This is a genomic window from Bifidobacterium saguini DSM 23967 (assembly GCF_000741715.1).
Taxonomy (GTDB): Bacteria; Actinomycetota; Actinomycetes; order Actinomycetales; family Bifidobacteriaceae; genus Bifidobacterium; species Bifidobacterium saguini.
Genome location: NZ_JGZN01000017.1, coordinates 48,626 through 65,157, shown reverse-complemented (window position 1 = coordinate 65,157; position 16,532 = coordinate 48,626). Strand labels below are relative to the sequence as shown.

9 protein-coding genes and 2 pseudogenes are annotated in these 16,532 nt (G+C 52.0%); 4 read left to right on the top strand and 7 right to left on the bottom strand.

Annotated elements, in window-relative coordinates:
- From BISA_RS12690 to BISA_RS10695, 5 genes and pseudogenes are all read right to left on the bottom strand, one after another.
- A pseudogene (locus tag BISA_RS12690) lies at nt 1-296 on the bottom strand (transposase family protein); the annotation flags it as partial.
- Between the two features lie 143 nt (nt 297-439).
- Nucleotides 440-2,152 (bottom strand): annotated as a pseudogene (locus tag BISA_RS12685) (RICIN domain-containing protein); the annotation flags it as partial.
- Nucleotides 2,153-2,964: 812 nt separating this feature from the next.
- Entirely contained in the window at nt 2,965-5,997 is a 3,033-nt protein-coding gene (locus tag BISA_RS10705) for an RICIN domain-containing protein (RefSeq protein WP_193349276.1), read from the bottom strand.
- Nucleotides 5,998-6,216: 219 nt separating this feature from the next.
- A complete protein-coding gene (locus BISA_RS10700) occupies nt 6,217-7,329 on the bottom strand; it encodes an ATP-binding protein (RefSeq protein WP_033891936.1) in 1,113 nt (370 codons plus the stop codon).
- A 128-nt stretch (nt 7,330-7,457) separates the two neighbouring features.
- Complete coding sequence (locus BISA_RS10695) at nt 7,458-10,337, bottom strand: YfhO family protein (protein ID WP_081890118.1); 2,880 nt, start codon at nt 10,335-10,337, stop codon at nt 7,458-7,460.
- 47 nt (nt 10,338-10,384) lie between these two features.
- Between BISA_RS10695 and BISA_RS10690 the strand changes: the two genes are divergently transcribed.
- From BISA_RS10690 to BISA_RS13010, 4 genes are all read left to right on the top strand, one after another.
- On the top strand, nt 10,385-11,365 hold the full coding sequence (locus BISA_RS10690) for a glycosyltransferase family 2 protein (RefSeq protein ID WP_033891934.1): 981 nt from the start codon (nt 10,385-10,387) through the stop codon (nt 11,363-11,365).
- A gap of 77 nt (nt 11,366-11,442) precedes the next feature.
- Nucleotides 11,443-12,369: a type IV toxin-antitoxin system AbiEi family antitoxin domain-containing protein gene (locus tag BISA_RS12340; protein WP_051917547.1), complete on the top strand. Its 927-nt coding sequence runs from the start codon at nt 11,443-11,445 to the stop codon at nt 12,367-12,369.
- Nucleotides 12,370-12,373: 4 nt separating this feature from the next.
- Entirely contained in the window at nt 12,374-12,502 is a 129-nt protein-coding gene (locus BISA_RS13500) for a hypothetical protein (protein ID WP_272945253.1), read from the top strand.
- Between the two features lie 306 nt (nt 12,503-12,808).
- Entirely contained in the window at nt 12,809-13,138 is a 330-nt protein-coding gene (locus tag BISA_RS13010) for a nucleotidyl transferase AbiEii/AbiGii toxin family protein (RefSeq protein ID WP_161786512.1), read from the top strand.
- Between the two features lie 26 nt (nt 13,139-13,164).
- Here BISA_RS13010 and BISA_RS10675 read toward each other — a convergent pair whose 3' ends face one another.
- The gene (locus tag BISA_RS10675) at nt 13,165-14,478 is read right to left on the bottom strand and encodes a DUF6020 family protein (protein ID WP_033891930.1); all 1,314 of its coding nucleotides are present in this window, start codon (nt 14,476-14,478) and stop codon (nt 13,165-13,167) included.
- Between the two features lie 37 nt (nt 14,479-14,515).
- The gene (locus tag BISA_RS12335) at nt 14,516-16,450 is read right to left on the bottom strand and encodes a DUF6541 family protein (protein WP_033891929.1); all 1,935 of its coding nucleotides are present in this window, start codon (nt 16,448-16,450) and stop codon (nt 14,516-14,518) included.
- Between the last annotated feature and the right edge of the window lie 82 nt (nt 16,451-16,532).

The following is a 16,532-nucleotide window of genomic DNA, read 5'->3' as shown; positions in this document are numbered from 1 at the left end:
GTGATCTTCCAGAACTTCTGCCACGGGCGGGGCACGTCACGCGCGGCACGCCCGCGTGAATGAACGCCTTGTACTGGAAGAAGTTCAGATGCCGCCACACGCGCTCCCTCGCGTCATGCACCGGACACGCGGCCTCGCCGCACCCCGGTTCCGGCAGGGAACCGCGAACCCGCCGCGAACCCGATCGCGATATGCAGTTCCCGTCTGCCGTCCTCCTCGTCACGGAACTCCACGCCCGACACCCTCCACGGGTCAGGCAGTTGCAGGGCGGCGGTGAACAACGACGTGGTATCCATACCCCCAAACTACCCGACCAGCACCACCACCCCCCCGACCCACTCACCCACACCAAACAGCGAAAGGCCTCATTTTTCAAGGCAATCCATTTTTGTGCCCAACTGCCATTGGATGCATACTGCTGAACATTGGCACCTACTGCGCTAGACCCACTGGCAATATCCAAAACCTTGCCAGAATTAGCATTAGTCAATATCACATAGCCTACTGAATCATGGGAGACCGTCCATATCTGCGCGTCCGTACCGTTCGACGAATACAGCTGCACATTCGCAGAGTTATTCTTCGACCCGGCCGCCACATCAAGTACCATCGAATTCTTTGCCAATGAAGAAACCTTGTACGTGCCGTCAGGGAGCACATCCTTATTCGCAACGGCTTGATCATCAATTTGTTGACGAACCGTCTTCGACTCAGCAACCTTCCACAGTTGAGCCGCAGACCCATTACGCGTATACAGCTGGAGTTGCACACCAACCGCTGCGTTCCCGGCAGGAATGTCAAGCACTTTGGCGGACGCCATATTCACGAACATGAGTTTGCCGTCGCCATAATCCAACACAGACCAATGCTGAGCAGCAGTCCCGTTAGCCGCATACTGTTGGACAGCCGTGCCATTGATAGTGGCGCCACCTGCGGCCTCCAAAACCTTGCCTGAATTACGGTTGGCAATCTGAAACAGATTGTTGCCGATTTGTTTGAATGTATACAACTGTGCATTCGTATTATTCCAGCTGTACAACTGAGCGCGAGCCCCATTTGAAGTAGATCCCGATGCAATATCCAACACAACCGCGCTATTTGCCACAGAAGAAATCTTCGTTGTAATTCCAGTTGGAATAACTGCACTCACAGAAGCCAATACAAATTTCTGCGCCGACGTACTGTTGGGCGTATACAGTCGAACTACCGTACCATCGGCAGTTGAGCCCCCGGCCAAATCCAATACATAATTGCCTAATGCAGACTGCAGATACCAACCTGCACCAGAATCACGAATGAACCAATGCTGTGCCGCGCTGTCATTCTCCGCCCATTGGCGAACTTGAGCACCATCCGAAGCTACCCCATTGGCCACATCCAGTACTTTGTCAGATGCCTTATTCGCAATCACATAGCTGCCATCAGACTGCTTCTTAAATGCGAACTGCTGGTTCTCTTTTCCTGAGGCGGAATGCAATTGCGTCACCGCACCATCGTCTGCGCTACCTTCAGCAATCTCTACACTCGAAGAATTCTTTGCAACGGAATTCACATAATATGAGCCATCCGCAAGGTTCACCTTAGGCAAACTGGATACGCCCTTGAGATAGCTCTTCACATAATCGCGAATTGCTCCCATTTTCGCCCATACCTGCTGCCCAGGGCATGTGGTGCGGTTGGCGCCGTCTGCGCTCCAATGCGACTGATCACCATGTCCGGTAATACGCGCTTGAGTGCCCTTGTATTCAAACGTTCCATATGGGTCAGTGATACCGACAGCGTCAAATTCCCAAGCGATTGCAGCGGCAACAGACTTAATCTGCGCATCTGTAGGCGCCACATTGAGATGATAGCTGCCCAGCATAGAGACGCCGAACGTATCATAGTTAAATCCTCGAGCTTGCGCACCCACCACCTGGCTGCCAGGAACAATCTGATTCGCAACACCTTCATCGCGGCCTTCCCAAATGCCGCCGAATCGATCCACGATGAGCTGGTATCCAATGTCTCCCCAACCTCGAGTGACATTATGGTATACATAGATGCCATTAATCATAGATGGCACTTCAGCTTGGGAATAATCGTTACGATCTACCGTGTGATGGACGATTGCGCCCTTCCAATTCGCCACGCGCTCAGGCGGCCAATCCATAGCCGGATTGCCAGCCACCCACCATTCTTCACGGGTGTGAATAGTGCCAGTAGCCGTGACTGCAGCGGCGGTCTGCAGTGATGACCGAGTACTGTTGCGCTCTACTGCAGATTGCGTAGTATGCGATGTAGCTGCAGCGTTATTCTGACTCTGCTCTGCATATGCACTGGTCTGTGAACTGCCAGCTACGGAATACCCGGAATCAACGGTAATGAGCTTCGCTTCAGTAATCCGCTGACCATTCTTTGGTGTAAGTTTCGCCTCCGCTTGGGTAGCATTGCCCACATAATAGGAAGGACTTATGCCCATCTCACCAGCGTCTTCGTCATACGAGGGTAGCTCAACCCAGTCGCTCCAAGTTCCGTCAGTCAAATAACGCAACTGATAGGTAGGGGCATCGTCCGGATTGTCCATATCCTGCTGTTGCCAAGTCACACCTACGGTAGCAAGCCCAGAAAGGTCAGCGGATGCCGTGAGAGACCCATCTGAAGATCCGGATTGTCCCTCCGAATCATCATCCAGTGAATACGGTTGAATGCCATCATCATCGGCGCCACTGGAATCAACTGCAACCTTAAACTGCTGCTCACCGGTTTGCGGCGTATGGGTTTTAGCGACTTGCGTAATACCATCCACCGAAGTATCCGCAACTGAACCAGCCGGATTGCCAAGCGCCACAGCCGGCGCAGCTGGCACAATCAATGCAAAGGCGGCAATCGCGCCGACCATCATTTCAATAAGGTTTCGACGCATCTTGCCGCCTCTCTACTCACTTTGTAGCACGCTCTTAAGCAACCACAATCACATGATTTTTATTTGCGATTGGGAATCCATTTCTGAGCCTGCGTACCGTTGGATGCGTATATCTGTACGTTAGCACCATTCGCAGTAGAACCAGCAGCAACATCAATAACCAGATTCTCCTTCATGGCGGAATGCAGCGTGATAGAACCATCCGCATTCTCAACGGCAATCCATTTCTGAGCCCAACTACCATTCGAGGCGTACTGCTGAACGTTCGCACCATTCGCAGCCGAACCAGCCGTAACATCCAGCACTTTACCGGAGCCCACGTTGGTCAGTATCACATAATCATTCCCGTCATGGGTCACTTTCCACCGCTGAGCGTTCGTATCATTGCTGGAATACAGTTGCACATTCGCACCATTCGCAGTAGAACCAGCAGCCACATCAAGTACTGCAGTCTTTCTCGCTTTGGACGCAAATACATATGTGCCGTTTTCAAGCACAGACTTGTTCTTGGACGCGGAGGCATTCAACCGTTCTCGCGCAGTTGTGGCTTTGCCGAAGTTCCATTTCTGCGCTGCAGAACCATTGCCGGAATACAGCTGTACGTTTGCCCCATTCGCAGTAGAACCAGCAGCCACATCAACCACACGATTCTCCACTGCAGCAGAGCGAAGCGTGATAGAACCATCCGCATTTTTCACAGCGATCCACTTCTGTGCCCAGCTACCATTCGACGCGTACTGCTGGATGTTTGCACCATTCGCAGTAGAACCAGCAGCCACATCCAGCACCTTGCCAGACGCGGCATTAGTCAGCGTTACATAGCCCTTGCCATCATGAGTGATTATCCACCGCTGTGCATCTGTATCATTGCTGGAATACAGTTGCACATTCGCACCATTCGCAGCCGAACCAGCCACAACATCAAGCACCATTGACGCTTTTGCCGAAGACATCACTTTGTATGTACCGTTCGGCAAATCACTCTTATGCTCGCTAGCTAGCGCATCCAGACGCTCACGCAACGTCAGTTGCTTATCAAGATTCCACTGTTGAGCTGCAGTACCGTTGTAGGCATACGTCTGCAATTTAACGGAAGCCACGGCATTACCACTCGGAATATCGATTACCTTTGCCGTAGCCGCGCTAAGGAAGGTCAACTCACCATCCTTGCTAATCACAGACCAATGCTGCGCCGCCGTACCATTTTGGGCATATTGCTGAATGGCAACGCCATTACCGGCTCCCGCACCGGCGACCTCAAGCACCTTGCCAGATCTACGATTTTGAATCTCGTACACGCCATTGCCAACTTCAGTAAGGGCATACAACTGGGCATCGGTATCATTCCAGTTATATAGCTGAGCTTTGGCACTATTCGCAGTAGATCCGCTTTCTATGTCCATTACATATGAGCTGTTCTTCGCGGACTGGACGCGCACAGACGTGTTCGTAGCCACGTTGGCATCGACCGACGACAATGAAAACTTCTGCGCGACGCTATCGTTCGGACCGTAGAGCGCAATAGTGGTTCCATTTGCGGTGTTGCCACCTGCAATATCCAACACCCAATTACCCAAAGCAGACTGCACATACCAGCCAGAACCGGAATCACGAATAAACCACTTCTGTGCATTCGAGCCGTTTGCCTCATACTGCTGGACCACCGCATTCAGCTTCGCATCACCACCAGCAACATCCAGCACCTTGCCAGACGCAGCATTCTTAATCACATAACTTCCATCAGACTGGCGAGAAAATACAAAACGCTGTGCCTGAGATTTGTTATACCCATACAGCTGAGTAATAGCTCCTGTTGCACTGCTACCACCAGCAATCTCAATACTCGACGAATTTTTCTTCACTGAATTGATGTAATACGTGCCATCAGGAATGGTAATCGTACCGAGATAACGAACATCAGTTTCTGCCTGATATTCCTTATAGCCAAACGCGTTCAAATCCACGCGGCCGCTGATGCCGGCGATGGAACCGCCGCTGGTGTATTGCCAACCGCGATCGTTGGTGGGCCAGCTGGTGAAGCCCATCGTGCTGCCGTATTGGGCTACCCAGCGGGTCTTGGCGTGAATGCTCGCCTTGTTCAGAGACGAATTGAGATACGAAGTGTATGAATACACGCCAAGATTGTTGTAGCCGGCCGTCTTCAGCTTGCTGTACCACGTATTGACGATGCCGTCATACACGTTCGGATCCGTAGGCGGCGTATGGCCGGTCCACGACCAGCGTTCCAAGTCGTAGAACACCGGATAGCTCAAATCACCAGGATTCACACCGGCCTGCTTGAGCAGTTTGACAATGTCATTGCCCTCATTAGCCGCTGTTGCAGAATCATAAGCATACGAATAGCTGTAGATGCCAAACGGAATGCCGAGACGCTTGCATTCGCTGATATTGCGCAGCGCCTGCGTATCGAAGCCGTTGTCCCAGCCGTAGCTGATGCGAATAATCGCACCTTCTACACCAGCATTCTTGGCTGCCTGCCAGTCGATAGTTCCCTGATAGGTGGAAACGTCGATCACGCCTTTGGCCTGCTGTACGAACAGGTTGTTATTGGCGTCAAAGAACGCTTGCGTATCGTTATACGTGCCCCAGTGAGCGCCGTAATCATTGTTTTGTAGTGAAGCCAGTTTCACACTTGCCTTCGCAGATTTGCCGGACTTCGCATCCCGCTTATCGCTCACAGTTCCAGCAGTTCCAGCGGCATCATCCGCATCAGTTTCAGTTGAATCATCTGACGAATCAGCCGAAGACTGATCATCCGCCGTTTCCCCACCAACGGCAGCGGCACCCTTGACTTCCTCGACCTTTTGCTTGACCTCGTCGGCCTGCACCGGAATGAACGACTCACCATCGGTCTTAGCCAACGGGTCAGGCTGCTTATCTTCAGTACCTACCAGATTCGGATCGGTGACCGTCTCGCCAGTTTCGATATCCTTCAACTCGCCGTTGGCAGTAACCGCATGATTCTCAGACACCACCGTCGCATCATCAGGAATACCTGCGGAGACCTTGTCCGGCAAGGCCGCATCGGGATTGTCCGGCATGGCATCCGCAGCAGTGCTGTCATCAATCATCTGCGTTTTGAAGGCATTGACTGACGAGGTTGATGCTGAACCCGCCGTTGGATCCGCAGCGTCCAAATTCACATCACTCACTGCATTCGCAGGCGCAATGCTAATAGCACCCAGCATTGCAGCGCTCACTGCAACAGCTACAACGCTCGCCCAGCTCTTACCCATTGTCTTCCTCACCACCATAAGATCCGGATCTTTTTCTGGTTTAAAGTCTATGTATTATTCGTGCATGCGCCGCAAATACTCACGAAGGAACGGCACAGCGAAATCCACTTCGCCACGCTCAGTCTCGCGAATCACGAACGCATCTAGCAAACGTTTACGGTATGTTGCTGCATAATTTGCAGTTTTACCCATGCGCTCAGCAATCTCTACAGTAGATGATGGTCCATCCGAATAAGACATGGCTTCCAGGTAGGCTCTATCATTCCTGGAAAGACCATGCAGTTCCGGAATACACACCGCATTGTCAAGATCAATACGAGCCTCGTGAATGCCCTGTTTCACATCTTCGTCAATCACACTGTCCGAGTCTCGCATATCAGCAGCATCCCAAATATGGTATCCAACCAGCTGAATCATATATGGATACCCATGTGTAGCTGCAGTCGCATCGGTCAATTGCTCCTCAGTAATAGAAACACCAGATGTGCTAAACGTGTCCGAGAAAGCACTCTGTACTTCTTCTAGTGGAATATCCGAAAGCACATTGGTCTTCGCACGTCGCAAAAATGTGATGACCTCATCATTGAACAAATCGGATACCATTTGAGGCAATCCGGCAAATACAATCGCAATATTTCGACGCTCCCGAATCTGATGCTGGATAGCAGTCGCTATCGCAATCATGTCTTGGCGCTCTGCGGCCTGAGTCTCGTCGATGGTAATCAGCAAACCTGCATGCTTTTTATCGAGACGGTCCAGACGAGCAGCCATAGCGCTACGCAATGTTTCCGGCATACGCTTAGGCGAAAGTTCCGCTTCTCCAAGACTAACCCCCACACCAGCGAACGACAGCGAAGGCTTAACCGTCACATGATCAAGAGTTCTCCTATTGGCATGTAGAGCATCAACCAATCGCTCGCATAGTCCTTCTGAAGCCGTCTCTTCAATAACATCCCAATTCCGTTCACGTGCCTTATCACCAAAAACAGTGAGCATTACCGTCTTACCGGTTCCGCGAGCTCCTGTGACCAACATGATGCGCCCTGGAGCACCTACACCGTTATCCAGCCCTTTTTCAAAGTCACGAATAACCTTGCTTCGACCTATCAACAAGGGAGGTTCTCCACCAGCTGTGGGTTTAAACGGATTCGCATGTGTTTTCGCCATCTCATTCCCCTCATTTTGTGCGCCGCATCGCTCGAAATCAAAAATATCAAAAAAATCAAAAATATCAAAAGTTGTGCTAGCTAAAGCATAAATAGCATCACTACTCAATCAAATCAGTCAAACACCGTTCACCGCTTGCGGCGGCGCATAGCTGACGTTACGGCAATGGCAACGCATGCAGCGGCAGTGACGGCACTAATCACGGCACCAGGCACCAGCCCCGGCGAAGTGAAACGCATTTCAACATCATTCGTTCCAACCTGAACCGGAATTACGGTGACGGCACCGCCGAAGGCTGGCTTGGCCTCTACCTTCTTGCCGTTCACGGTCACATGCCAGCCGTCACTGTACGGGGTGGTGATCATCAGCGACTGGTTATCATCCTGTGCCGTAAACGTGCCATGCACATAGCCGTCCTTGAACTCTTGGACGTTGAACTCGTTTTGAGCAAGCTGGCTCGTAATAGCACGGACTTCACTCATATCCAGCACGGTGAACAGGCAGGTTGCAGCAGCCTGATCACCAGTTACGGGAGCCCCGGTGGGTGATGTCAAAGTCACTGTGTGAGTACCGGCCGCCTGAGCTCCAGCAGCTGATCCGCTCACCAACGGATGCATGGCGTGCTCGAATCGGTTGTTTTCAGTAATCGCTTCGCCACCATCAATGCTCAAACCGAAATCAACAGTCGCACTCGTCGACACATACACATACCCAATCGAGCCCTTCGGCACCTGAACCGTCCAAGTGCGCGAACCATCGGAGTTATCCACTGCCGTGGCCTCGACCTGCTTGAACGGCGTCACCTTGCGCCCAACCAGTGCAGAAGCAAACGCATTCTGATTCTCAAACGGATTTGCAGACTGCGGCATATCACTATCCGCAATATCCGCAGGAACACCGTATGCCAATGGCAGCGCATTCTGATTGCGATACACAGCAGCCGCACCATCACCGCTCGCATTCAGTACGCGCTGCATGCCAAGATATTGATTAGGGTACTTGCCATCGGAATCAGCAATATCATTCAACGATACGTACTTCACGCCAAGCAACGCATCGCTGAGCAAACTTGGTGCGGCATAGCGGGTCAGGTTTTCATCAACCTGACTGTAACCAAGGCGAGACAGCAAATCCACGGCAGCTGCACTGTTCGCGGAGGAATAGATGGAGAGCTGGCGGAAATCAGCGACCATGCCTTCGTTCAAAGCTGCAGCTCCAGCGCGCGTATAGTTCTTTTCGAATCGGTACACGCTGCCATCCAGCGAACGTAAACGATCAGCTTGCGTGCGCGAATTGGCAGTGTACGTATCCGCATATGTCTGTTGGTAATCGCGGTAGGCAACGCTCGCCGTGTGGTTAGCGGCGAACAGGAACTCCGGAATGGCAATTACGATGATTGCTGCCGCCACAATTCGAGTCAGCGTACGTTTGCCGGCATCGCTCAATCGTCTGGTAATCAGCACACGACCATTGAGAATTTCCTGCAATGCTGCAGCAGCCAACAACACCATGAAGAACGCCGCGTAAATGGCCGGGCGCGAATAGAAACCCTTCGGGTAGCGCAGGCCACACCACAGTATTTCCAGTGGCACAATAGTGGTCGAGGCCAAGATAAAGAGCAGTATCACCGCAGCAGTTTTTCTCACCGATCGATTAATCGAAGGCAGCAGGAAGAACAGCACAGCAAGCACTGTGACCACGGCACCCATAAACAGCTGAGGAACCTCTTGCTCCTGCCAGCCGGTGGCCGTGAAGCCCAGCAGCATACCTTTCAGGTCCGCATGAGTGCCAAGATCCCACAAGTGGCCAATCACGGGCACCGCGAAGGAAATTGCGACCATGCCTGCACAGCCCAGCGCAAACAAGCCCACACACACACGCCACGCAACAGTATGCGCGTATGGCTCAGGGATTGCGAGCGCTGCAGAAGAACCGGCGCCACGAACATCGGGGGCAATAGCCCTCACTTTTGTCGGGCTATCAGCGCTATTCTTCACATGCTCAGCGGACTGACGAACAGCAGCATTACGCCGAGCACGCACCACTACCAGCGCCACAACCGCAACGATAATCAACACAACCAGCACACCGGCCACCACCAGCATCGGCAGTAACTTGGTGATCAACCCACCAGCCATGCCCTGAGCCTGATCCAAAATTCCGCGAATGCGCGAAGACATGGCGCCCTGGCTGGAGGACTGCACTTTGATGGTGGGCAGGAATGTCCACATGCTCAGCAGCAATGCCAGCACACCACAGCCGGCCATGCCCAGCACTTTGCGCCACAAATCATTGTCACGGAATCGAGTGCCGGTTCGGGCGGCGAGCGCCATCTGCTCCAATACCGCGTAGAACACGAGGAAGAAGATGGTCATATATGCCGTGTACCAGCAGATAATCACGGAAACCGTGAGCAGGGCTGCCAGCATACGCCAGTGGCGGCGATTGATGTATTCATAGGTGGCCCAGCAAATCAATGGCAATAGCACCAAATTATCCAGCCACATGGGGTTGCGTAGATTGGAAACCGTCCATGAGCCGAATACATATCCAAGCGAGAGCGCGGCGGCCACCACCCCATTGAGCTGGAAGCGGCGACGCAGCAGGAACACCATGCTCATCTCGGCAAGCCCGAGTTTTACCGCTACCACCAACCAAATAAACAGGGTGATGTGCGCGGTATCAAAAAACACGACGAACAGGTTCAGCGGGCTTGCCAGATAGAAGCTATAGAGTCCCCATGTGCCAACTCCCATGCCTTGCGCAAAGGAATACATGAGGCTGCCACCTTGGCCAAGCAGTATTGAGCGGAACCAGACGAAGAAGTCGACGTATTGATAGCGCAAATCGCCAGACAGGAACGATTCATTGCCAAACGGGTAGATGCCGCGCATCATGCATAATGCGATAAGCAGCACGATGGGAAGCGCGAAACAGGCCAGATATCCTGCAACGGTAAGACCGATTCGAGTGGTACGGGTAGGCGCTGATGCACTGCTTGAAGACATGTGGCTTATTATAATGTGGCTAGTTCCGCGAGCTGAGGAGTACGTATATGAGCAATACCGACGTTCGCACGTTGACGGTAATGATTCCTTGCTACAACGAGCAGGAGTCTCTGCCCGCGCTATTCGCACGCATGGATGAGCTCGTAGCTAATGCACCCGCTCGTCTGCGGTACACGCTCCTGTTCGTGGATGACGGTTCTAAAGACAATACGCGCCCGCTGGTTCGCGACTATGCCGGCAAACATTCAGATTATGCGGAATACCTGTTCCTCTCACGCAACTTCGGCAAGGAAAAGGCCATGTACGCGGGCATTATGCACACGCATACCGATGGGTTGGTCATTATCGATGCCGATCTGCAGGATCCGCCTGAGCTTATTCCCGAAATGGCTGAACTTTGGTTCCAAGGCTATGAGGATGTATATGCACGCCGTCGCAGCCGTGAGGGTGAAAGCTGGCTCAAGAAGGCTACCAGCCGCTGGTATTACAGCCTGCTGCAGAAAATCTCCGGCGTGGAAATTCAGCGCGATACCGGCGACTTCCGCTTGCTCGACCGCAAATGCATCGAGGCTCTGCAACGGCTCGATGAATCCGAGCGCAACTCTAAGGCCCTGTTCAGCTGGATTGGGTTCAAGAAAATCGAATTCCTGTACGACCGCGATAAGCGCGTAGCCGGCACTACGAAATGGAGCTATCCAAAGCTTTTCCATCTGGCTATGGATGGCATCACCAGTTTTACTATTGCGCCACTGAAAATCGCCACGTGGGCGGGCTCTATTGTCTCTGTTGCAGCGTTCCTGTATGCGCTGTTCCTTATTGTGCGCACTTTGGTTTCAGGTATTGATGTGCCCGGTTATGCCTCCACTATGGTGGTCATGCTCTTCCTCGGCGGTGTGCAGCTCCTCTGCCTCGGCATCATCGGCGAATACCTCGGCCGTATCTTCATGCAAACCAAAGGCCGCCCCAACTACCTCATCGAAGAAAGCAAGCTCAGCAGCAACAATCAGGCCGTCGATAAAAAGCAATAGCATATGTATCCCGTAGTGCAGCTCGCAACAGGTTCATTCATGCTTGGATTGTATCCCTCAAAGGATACAATCCAAGCATGAAGCGCGAATCACCGATGCAGCAGCTATCTCCGTTGACATCAACCCAATGGGGGCTTGTAACTACGTCACAAGCCCAGCGCTTGGGCATCTCACGCTCCAGCCTGTATAAATTAGAGACCTCCGGCAAACTGGATCGGGTATCGCAAGGCGTATACCGCAACACTTCCGCCCCCTCTGAAGAACACGAAGCATTACACGCTGCATGGCTATCGCTTTACCCTCAAAAAACAGCCGAAGAACGACTGCAGAGCGCAGCGCCAGATGCAGTAGTAAGTTCAAAAACAGCTGCATGGTTACTCGGCATTGGTGACTTCGTTCCAGAACCGTACTGCTTCAGCACACCCGTTCGAAAACAAACGCAACGGACAGATATCGTCCTGCGGCTTAAAAGATACGTTTCCGAGTCACTCACCATTCGTGAAGGTCTGCCCATCACCACCGTCGAGCAGACCATCGCAGACCTCGTAGCCGAGAATACCGATTTCTCACTCCTTTCAGATATCTTCATCACCAGTGGCACGGACGTATTGAGCAGTATCAATTATTCCTATCTTGAGCAGCTACTTTGTCCTTATGCAAAACGCTACGGATTCCCGAGTGGAGACGGAAAAAGCCTGCTTCATATGCTCACTGCTCCAGCCGATGAACAGCAACTCGAAACCATACGTTTAATCCAAAACGCATTCAAAGGAATCATGCAGCCTCAGCTGGAAGAAATGCAGAAAACCATACAAGCCATCTCATTGCCTGCAAAAGCATTAGAAATCATACTGACTGAGCTAAAAAATATACCCAGCATGCAAAATGACGCACTTATACAAGCAGCACGAACAATAACAAATACGTTCCATTCTCATCGTCTTCCAAACAATTTCTCATCCCAATACCACAACCAGCACGGCTCAGACCAATCAAAGGACTAATACCATGACAAGCGATACCTATCCAAACAGCTTGGCAGTCGACCAAGCCATAAAATCAGCTGCCAAACGAGAGCATCAAATCAGCCCCAGTAGAAGCATCAACGACATTATTCGCCAGACATACTACGATTGATTTCTCTGTCGCATCTTTAGCGAAGGCGAACACAGCGAATGGGTGCTCAAAGGCGGTAGTGCCATGCTCGCTCGCATCCCCACAACAAGACGCACCCTTGATGCTGATTTATTTCGCAATGGATATAATCTCGAACAATCACTTCAATTTGCATGACTTCTTTAAGTTCACACTTAACTCCGTCAAACCAATCGCCCAAGGCGACAACCAACCATATCTAGATGGTTACCGCGTATCTTTCAACGCATTCATAGGCACAAAAAGCCTCGGTTCCATTCATGTCGACCTGGTTACCCATCAAGGTCATTGACCGATATTGAAGTTATAGACCCGCGCAATCGACCGACACTGGAAAAACTGGAGACGTATCCTTATCGTCTATACCCTATAGCCAACCAAATTGCAGACAAGGTCTGCGCAGTCGTCGAACTCATTCACGGCAGGGAATCCACTCGAATCAAAGACCTTGTAGATTTAGTCACTATTGCTATTACTTATATGGACAGAAGCACAATTCAAAACAACCGCAAGGAACACGCCTGCCGCAGCGTACCATCTCCAAGAAGCCGAACAGCTTATCATCCGATTTTTGCAAATGCCTTTGTCGTCGGAATCGTTGTCGTCATACTGGAATAATTCCACACTGGAATGGAAAAGCAAGCCTATGCCCGACGTTCACGGCCTAGAATCAGCGCGGCAAGGAATGGAATCAGAATGATTGCGCCAAGCATAAGGCGCAGCTGCACGGCAAGAGCGGCAAGCATTAGCGAAATCGCGATACCCAGCGGAATCAAGAACAGCGGCAGCAGTTCGCGCATGCCACGGCGGTAAGCGAGCACAGCGAGAGCAATAAGAATCCAGTCAATCACCGCCAGATTGAACACCACACGCGGCACCCATGCCAATGCAGACTGTCCAGCTGCGGCCTTATCCATGTGCAATACGCCACCCAAAATGCTGTACTGGTCGTCAGTCACCTGCAATGGATTGACTAGTGAGCCTTCAAACAACACATAAGCCTTGACGCATGTACCGAAATTCGCGAAGCACAGGCTTGCCCAATTGCCGAGGAATTCGCCCAAATCCGCACTGGTCAGGTCAGCAATCTTGTTATCCATCACCACCAGTTGCTGCTTCTCATAGTTTGCCGCCCATTGGGATTGCGGACGCACCGCTTGGAAGTACGCATCCGCCTGAGCGGGTAGATGCTGCGGATTGCCATGCAAATCCTCATAGTAGATATAGGAAACCTGCATTAATGGCACGCCCAGCATTTCCGTAGTAGCCGCAGGCTCGGCTTTCAACCCATAATCGCAATAGGCGCCCCAAGTACCGGTCAATGCCGCAAAAGCCACTAAGACCGCCACCAATCGTTTCCATTCACGGCGGTATCGAATCAGCAGAAACAGCACAATCATGCCGATGAACAGGAAATTATTCTTGCGGTATTCATTGGTCACGAACAACGTGAGTGTCAGGCCTGTCAAAAACCAGGGATTGCGCAGCATCGCACCTTCGCTGTCGATGATGGCGAACACTTCCACACACAACAACAGCGTGAATCCCGCGCACAACACATCCTTGACGCAGGAGACCGCATACGCGGGGAACAGCGGATAGAACGACCATGCCAATGAAGCAATCAACAATGCACGCCGACTTACTCGCGGCGCAAGCACTGCCAGCGCAGTAATAATGCAAGCGGCAAAAATAATCGATTGCGTTAAATTGCAGAGCCAGAGTTGATCGCCGCCGATAATACCGAATACGAATGTGCTCAGCACTGAATGCTGTTTGCTGAACGTCCAGTCGGCGAACATCTGGCGCTGCCAATTGGCATCCACCGAATCAATGCCAGGGAATACAACCGCATAGGTTGCCAGATATACTGCCAACGGCAGCATGATGAACCAATTACGTTGCCACCATTGCTTGCGGGTCTGCATGCAGGACTGCTTGCTGGTCGTGGATTCCATTGCCATCGCCTCTTTTCAGCACTTGAGCTTTCGCTATTTAGCGAGCCGGGCACTGCAGCTGGTATAAAGCCCAATCTTTGGCATAGTCGCCATACGAACTGTAATCCTGCACCTTGGTCATCGTACCGTCTGCCACATATTGTTCGATGCGCTGGGCATCGTGGAACGGGTCATACTGTGCGGCAAACGAGAATTGCAGACTCGGAGCCTGAGGACCCATAGACAGGAAATATGTAGGCTGCTGCGGGTTGATACCGCAGGCTGTGTTCAGCAGTTCCTCACCATTGCCAGAGCCGAATGCCTGCTCGACTTGACTGAAAATCACGCCCTTGCCAGTGTTCTGCGGGTTGTACACTGGGAACAGCATGTTGGCGTTGAACAGCGCGGTGGCATACATCGAACCATTCATTGGATCGGAAATGATAACCGCATTGGTACCGGTCTGCTTCACCATACGGGTCAGAATATCGAGTTTGGCGTGCGTGAGCTGCTCAGTAGGATCCGCCTTATCCAAAGATGCGGCATTATTGACGGAATCTCGCATTGCGGTTTTGACTGGGTTCACTGTTTGCGCACCAATCATCACCATCACCATGAGGGCCGCACACAGCCCTGCCGCAATCCGCGCAACCATGCGCAACGAAGTCTGATTGACGTTAACGGATTGATCAATGCTTGGCCGCGCTGCCATATCGCGTAGCCAAGCATCCAACCGGGCACCAGCAAGAGCGATCACCGGAAGAATAACAAAAGGCAGCATAGTGAGCGTGCGCACTTCGTTGCGGTACCACACTGCGGTCACAATATTGGGAATCGCTCCGGTAAAAGTAGCACTGCATTCGAACACGAACAGCACCAGTGCGAACGACAGCAGTACCGCGAGGCTTTGCTTATTGACATGAACCAATGCCATCGCTATCGATACCACCAGCAGTACCAGCATTGCCCAACCGGCCACCGTGGGAATATTAAACGACGTCAATCCTTGATTGATATCACCGGATACCATGCCATCGGTGAACGCATAGGTGAGCGATGTCTTCAAATCCATGCTCGGGCGATGCGTATGGAACCAGGTTTCAGGATGGAAATACTTGGCGGAAGGGTAGATATTCACTGCGAAAATAAAGAACGCGATAGCACCCAGCACCAGCAAACCAAACATGGCTGCAACGAGTTTCCACGGCAGGCGGAACACCGCATATGGCAGCATGATCACGATATACGTGAATACGAGCTTGGGCTGAGCTGCCATCACCAGCAGAAAAGCAGCGGCGGTAAAGCCCAAGGCAATAAGGAGCTGACGGACAGCCACATGCATCTCTGGGTTTTGGCGCTTTGCCGCACCCTTTGTTTTGTCTGCTGTTTTGCCAATCTTGAGTTCCAGCACAGTGGAGAAAGCATCAAGGAAATACAGTGTGGCAAGCAGCAAGTACGGCAACAGATTGCTGGCAAACGCATACGCAATCAGCGGGCCGGCATACAGCATCTGGAAGGGGTTTGCGCCGGAGCTCACGGCAAGAATCGGAATGCCGAAATACAGTACCGACCGAGTCGCTATCGAAGCATTGCGGAAGAAGTAGCCGCAGAACAATGCCATGCCCAACGGCCAAAGAATGCCGCCACCCAAAATCCACACACAGTTCACTGCGGCAACTACAGCAGCTGAACCAGTAAACATCGGAATGCCAAGCGCACCGCCAACAGTAGCCACAAATGCGGCCAGCGTATGGAACAGTGGCGGGTAGAAGCCTCCATTCGGCAGCAACGATGTTGCCACCGAGAGACCATCATTCATAATTTCACGGGTGAAATAGTAATGCGCAGGCGCATCAATACCTTGAATCGGCTTATCCCAGATCGCATCCGGAAACCAGGCAATCACAATGCCGCATGCCACGGCGGTACCGATGAGCACGGCTGCAGCAGGGGCACGACGAATGATATTTGCGCGGGAGGCAATGTTACTCATATACGTTCTTTCAGGCCAATATCAAATAAGCATCAAAAGTATCAAACTCAGTGCTATAAGAAACGCCTCAACCGACCTTTTC

Excerpts from the sequence above, each read along its gene's own strand:
- BISA_RS10675 (WP_033891930.1), bottom strand. The coding sequence starts at position 14,478 with ATGGAATCCACGACCAGCAAGCAGTCCTGCATGCAGACCCGCAAGCAA.
- BISA_RS10690 (WP_033891934.1), top strand. The coding sequence starts at position 10,385 with ATGAGCAATACCGACGTTCGCACGTTGACGGTAATGATTCCTTGCTAC.
- BISA_RS10700 (WP_033891936.1), bottom strand. The coding sequence starts at position 7,329 with ATGGCGAAAACACATGCGAATCCGTTTAAACCCACAGCTGGTGGAGAA.
- BISA_RS13500 (WP_272945253.1), top strand. The coding sequence starts at position 12,374 with ATGACAAGCGATACCTATCCAAACAGCTTGGCAGTCGACCAAGCCATA.
- BISA_RS12335 (WP_033891929.1), bottom strand. The coding sequence starts at position 16,450 with ATGAGTAACATTGCCTCCCGCGCAAATATCATTCGTCGTGCCCCTGCT.
- BISA_RS10695 (WP_081890118.1), bottom strand. The coding sequence starts at position 10,337 with ATGTCTTCAAGCAGTGCATCAGCGCCTACCCGTACCACTCGAATCGGT.
- BISA_RS10705 (WP_193349276.1), bottom strand. The coding sequence starts at position 5,997 with ATGATTGATGACAGCACTGCTGCGGATGCCATGCCGGACAATCCCGAT.
- BISA_RS12340 (WP_051917547.1), top strand. The coding sequence starts at position 11,443 with ATGAAGCGCGAATCACCGATGCAGCAGCTATCTCCGTTGACATCAACC.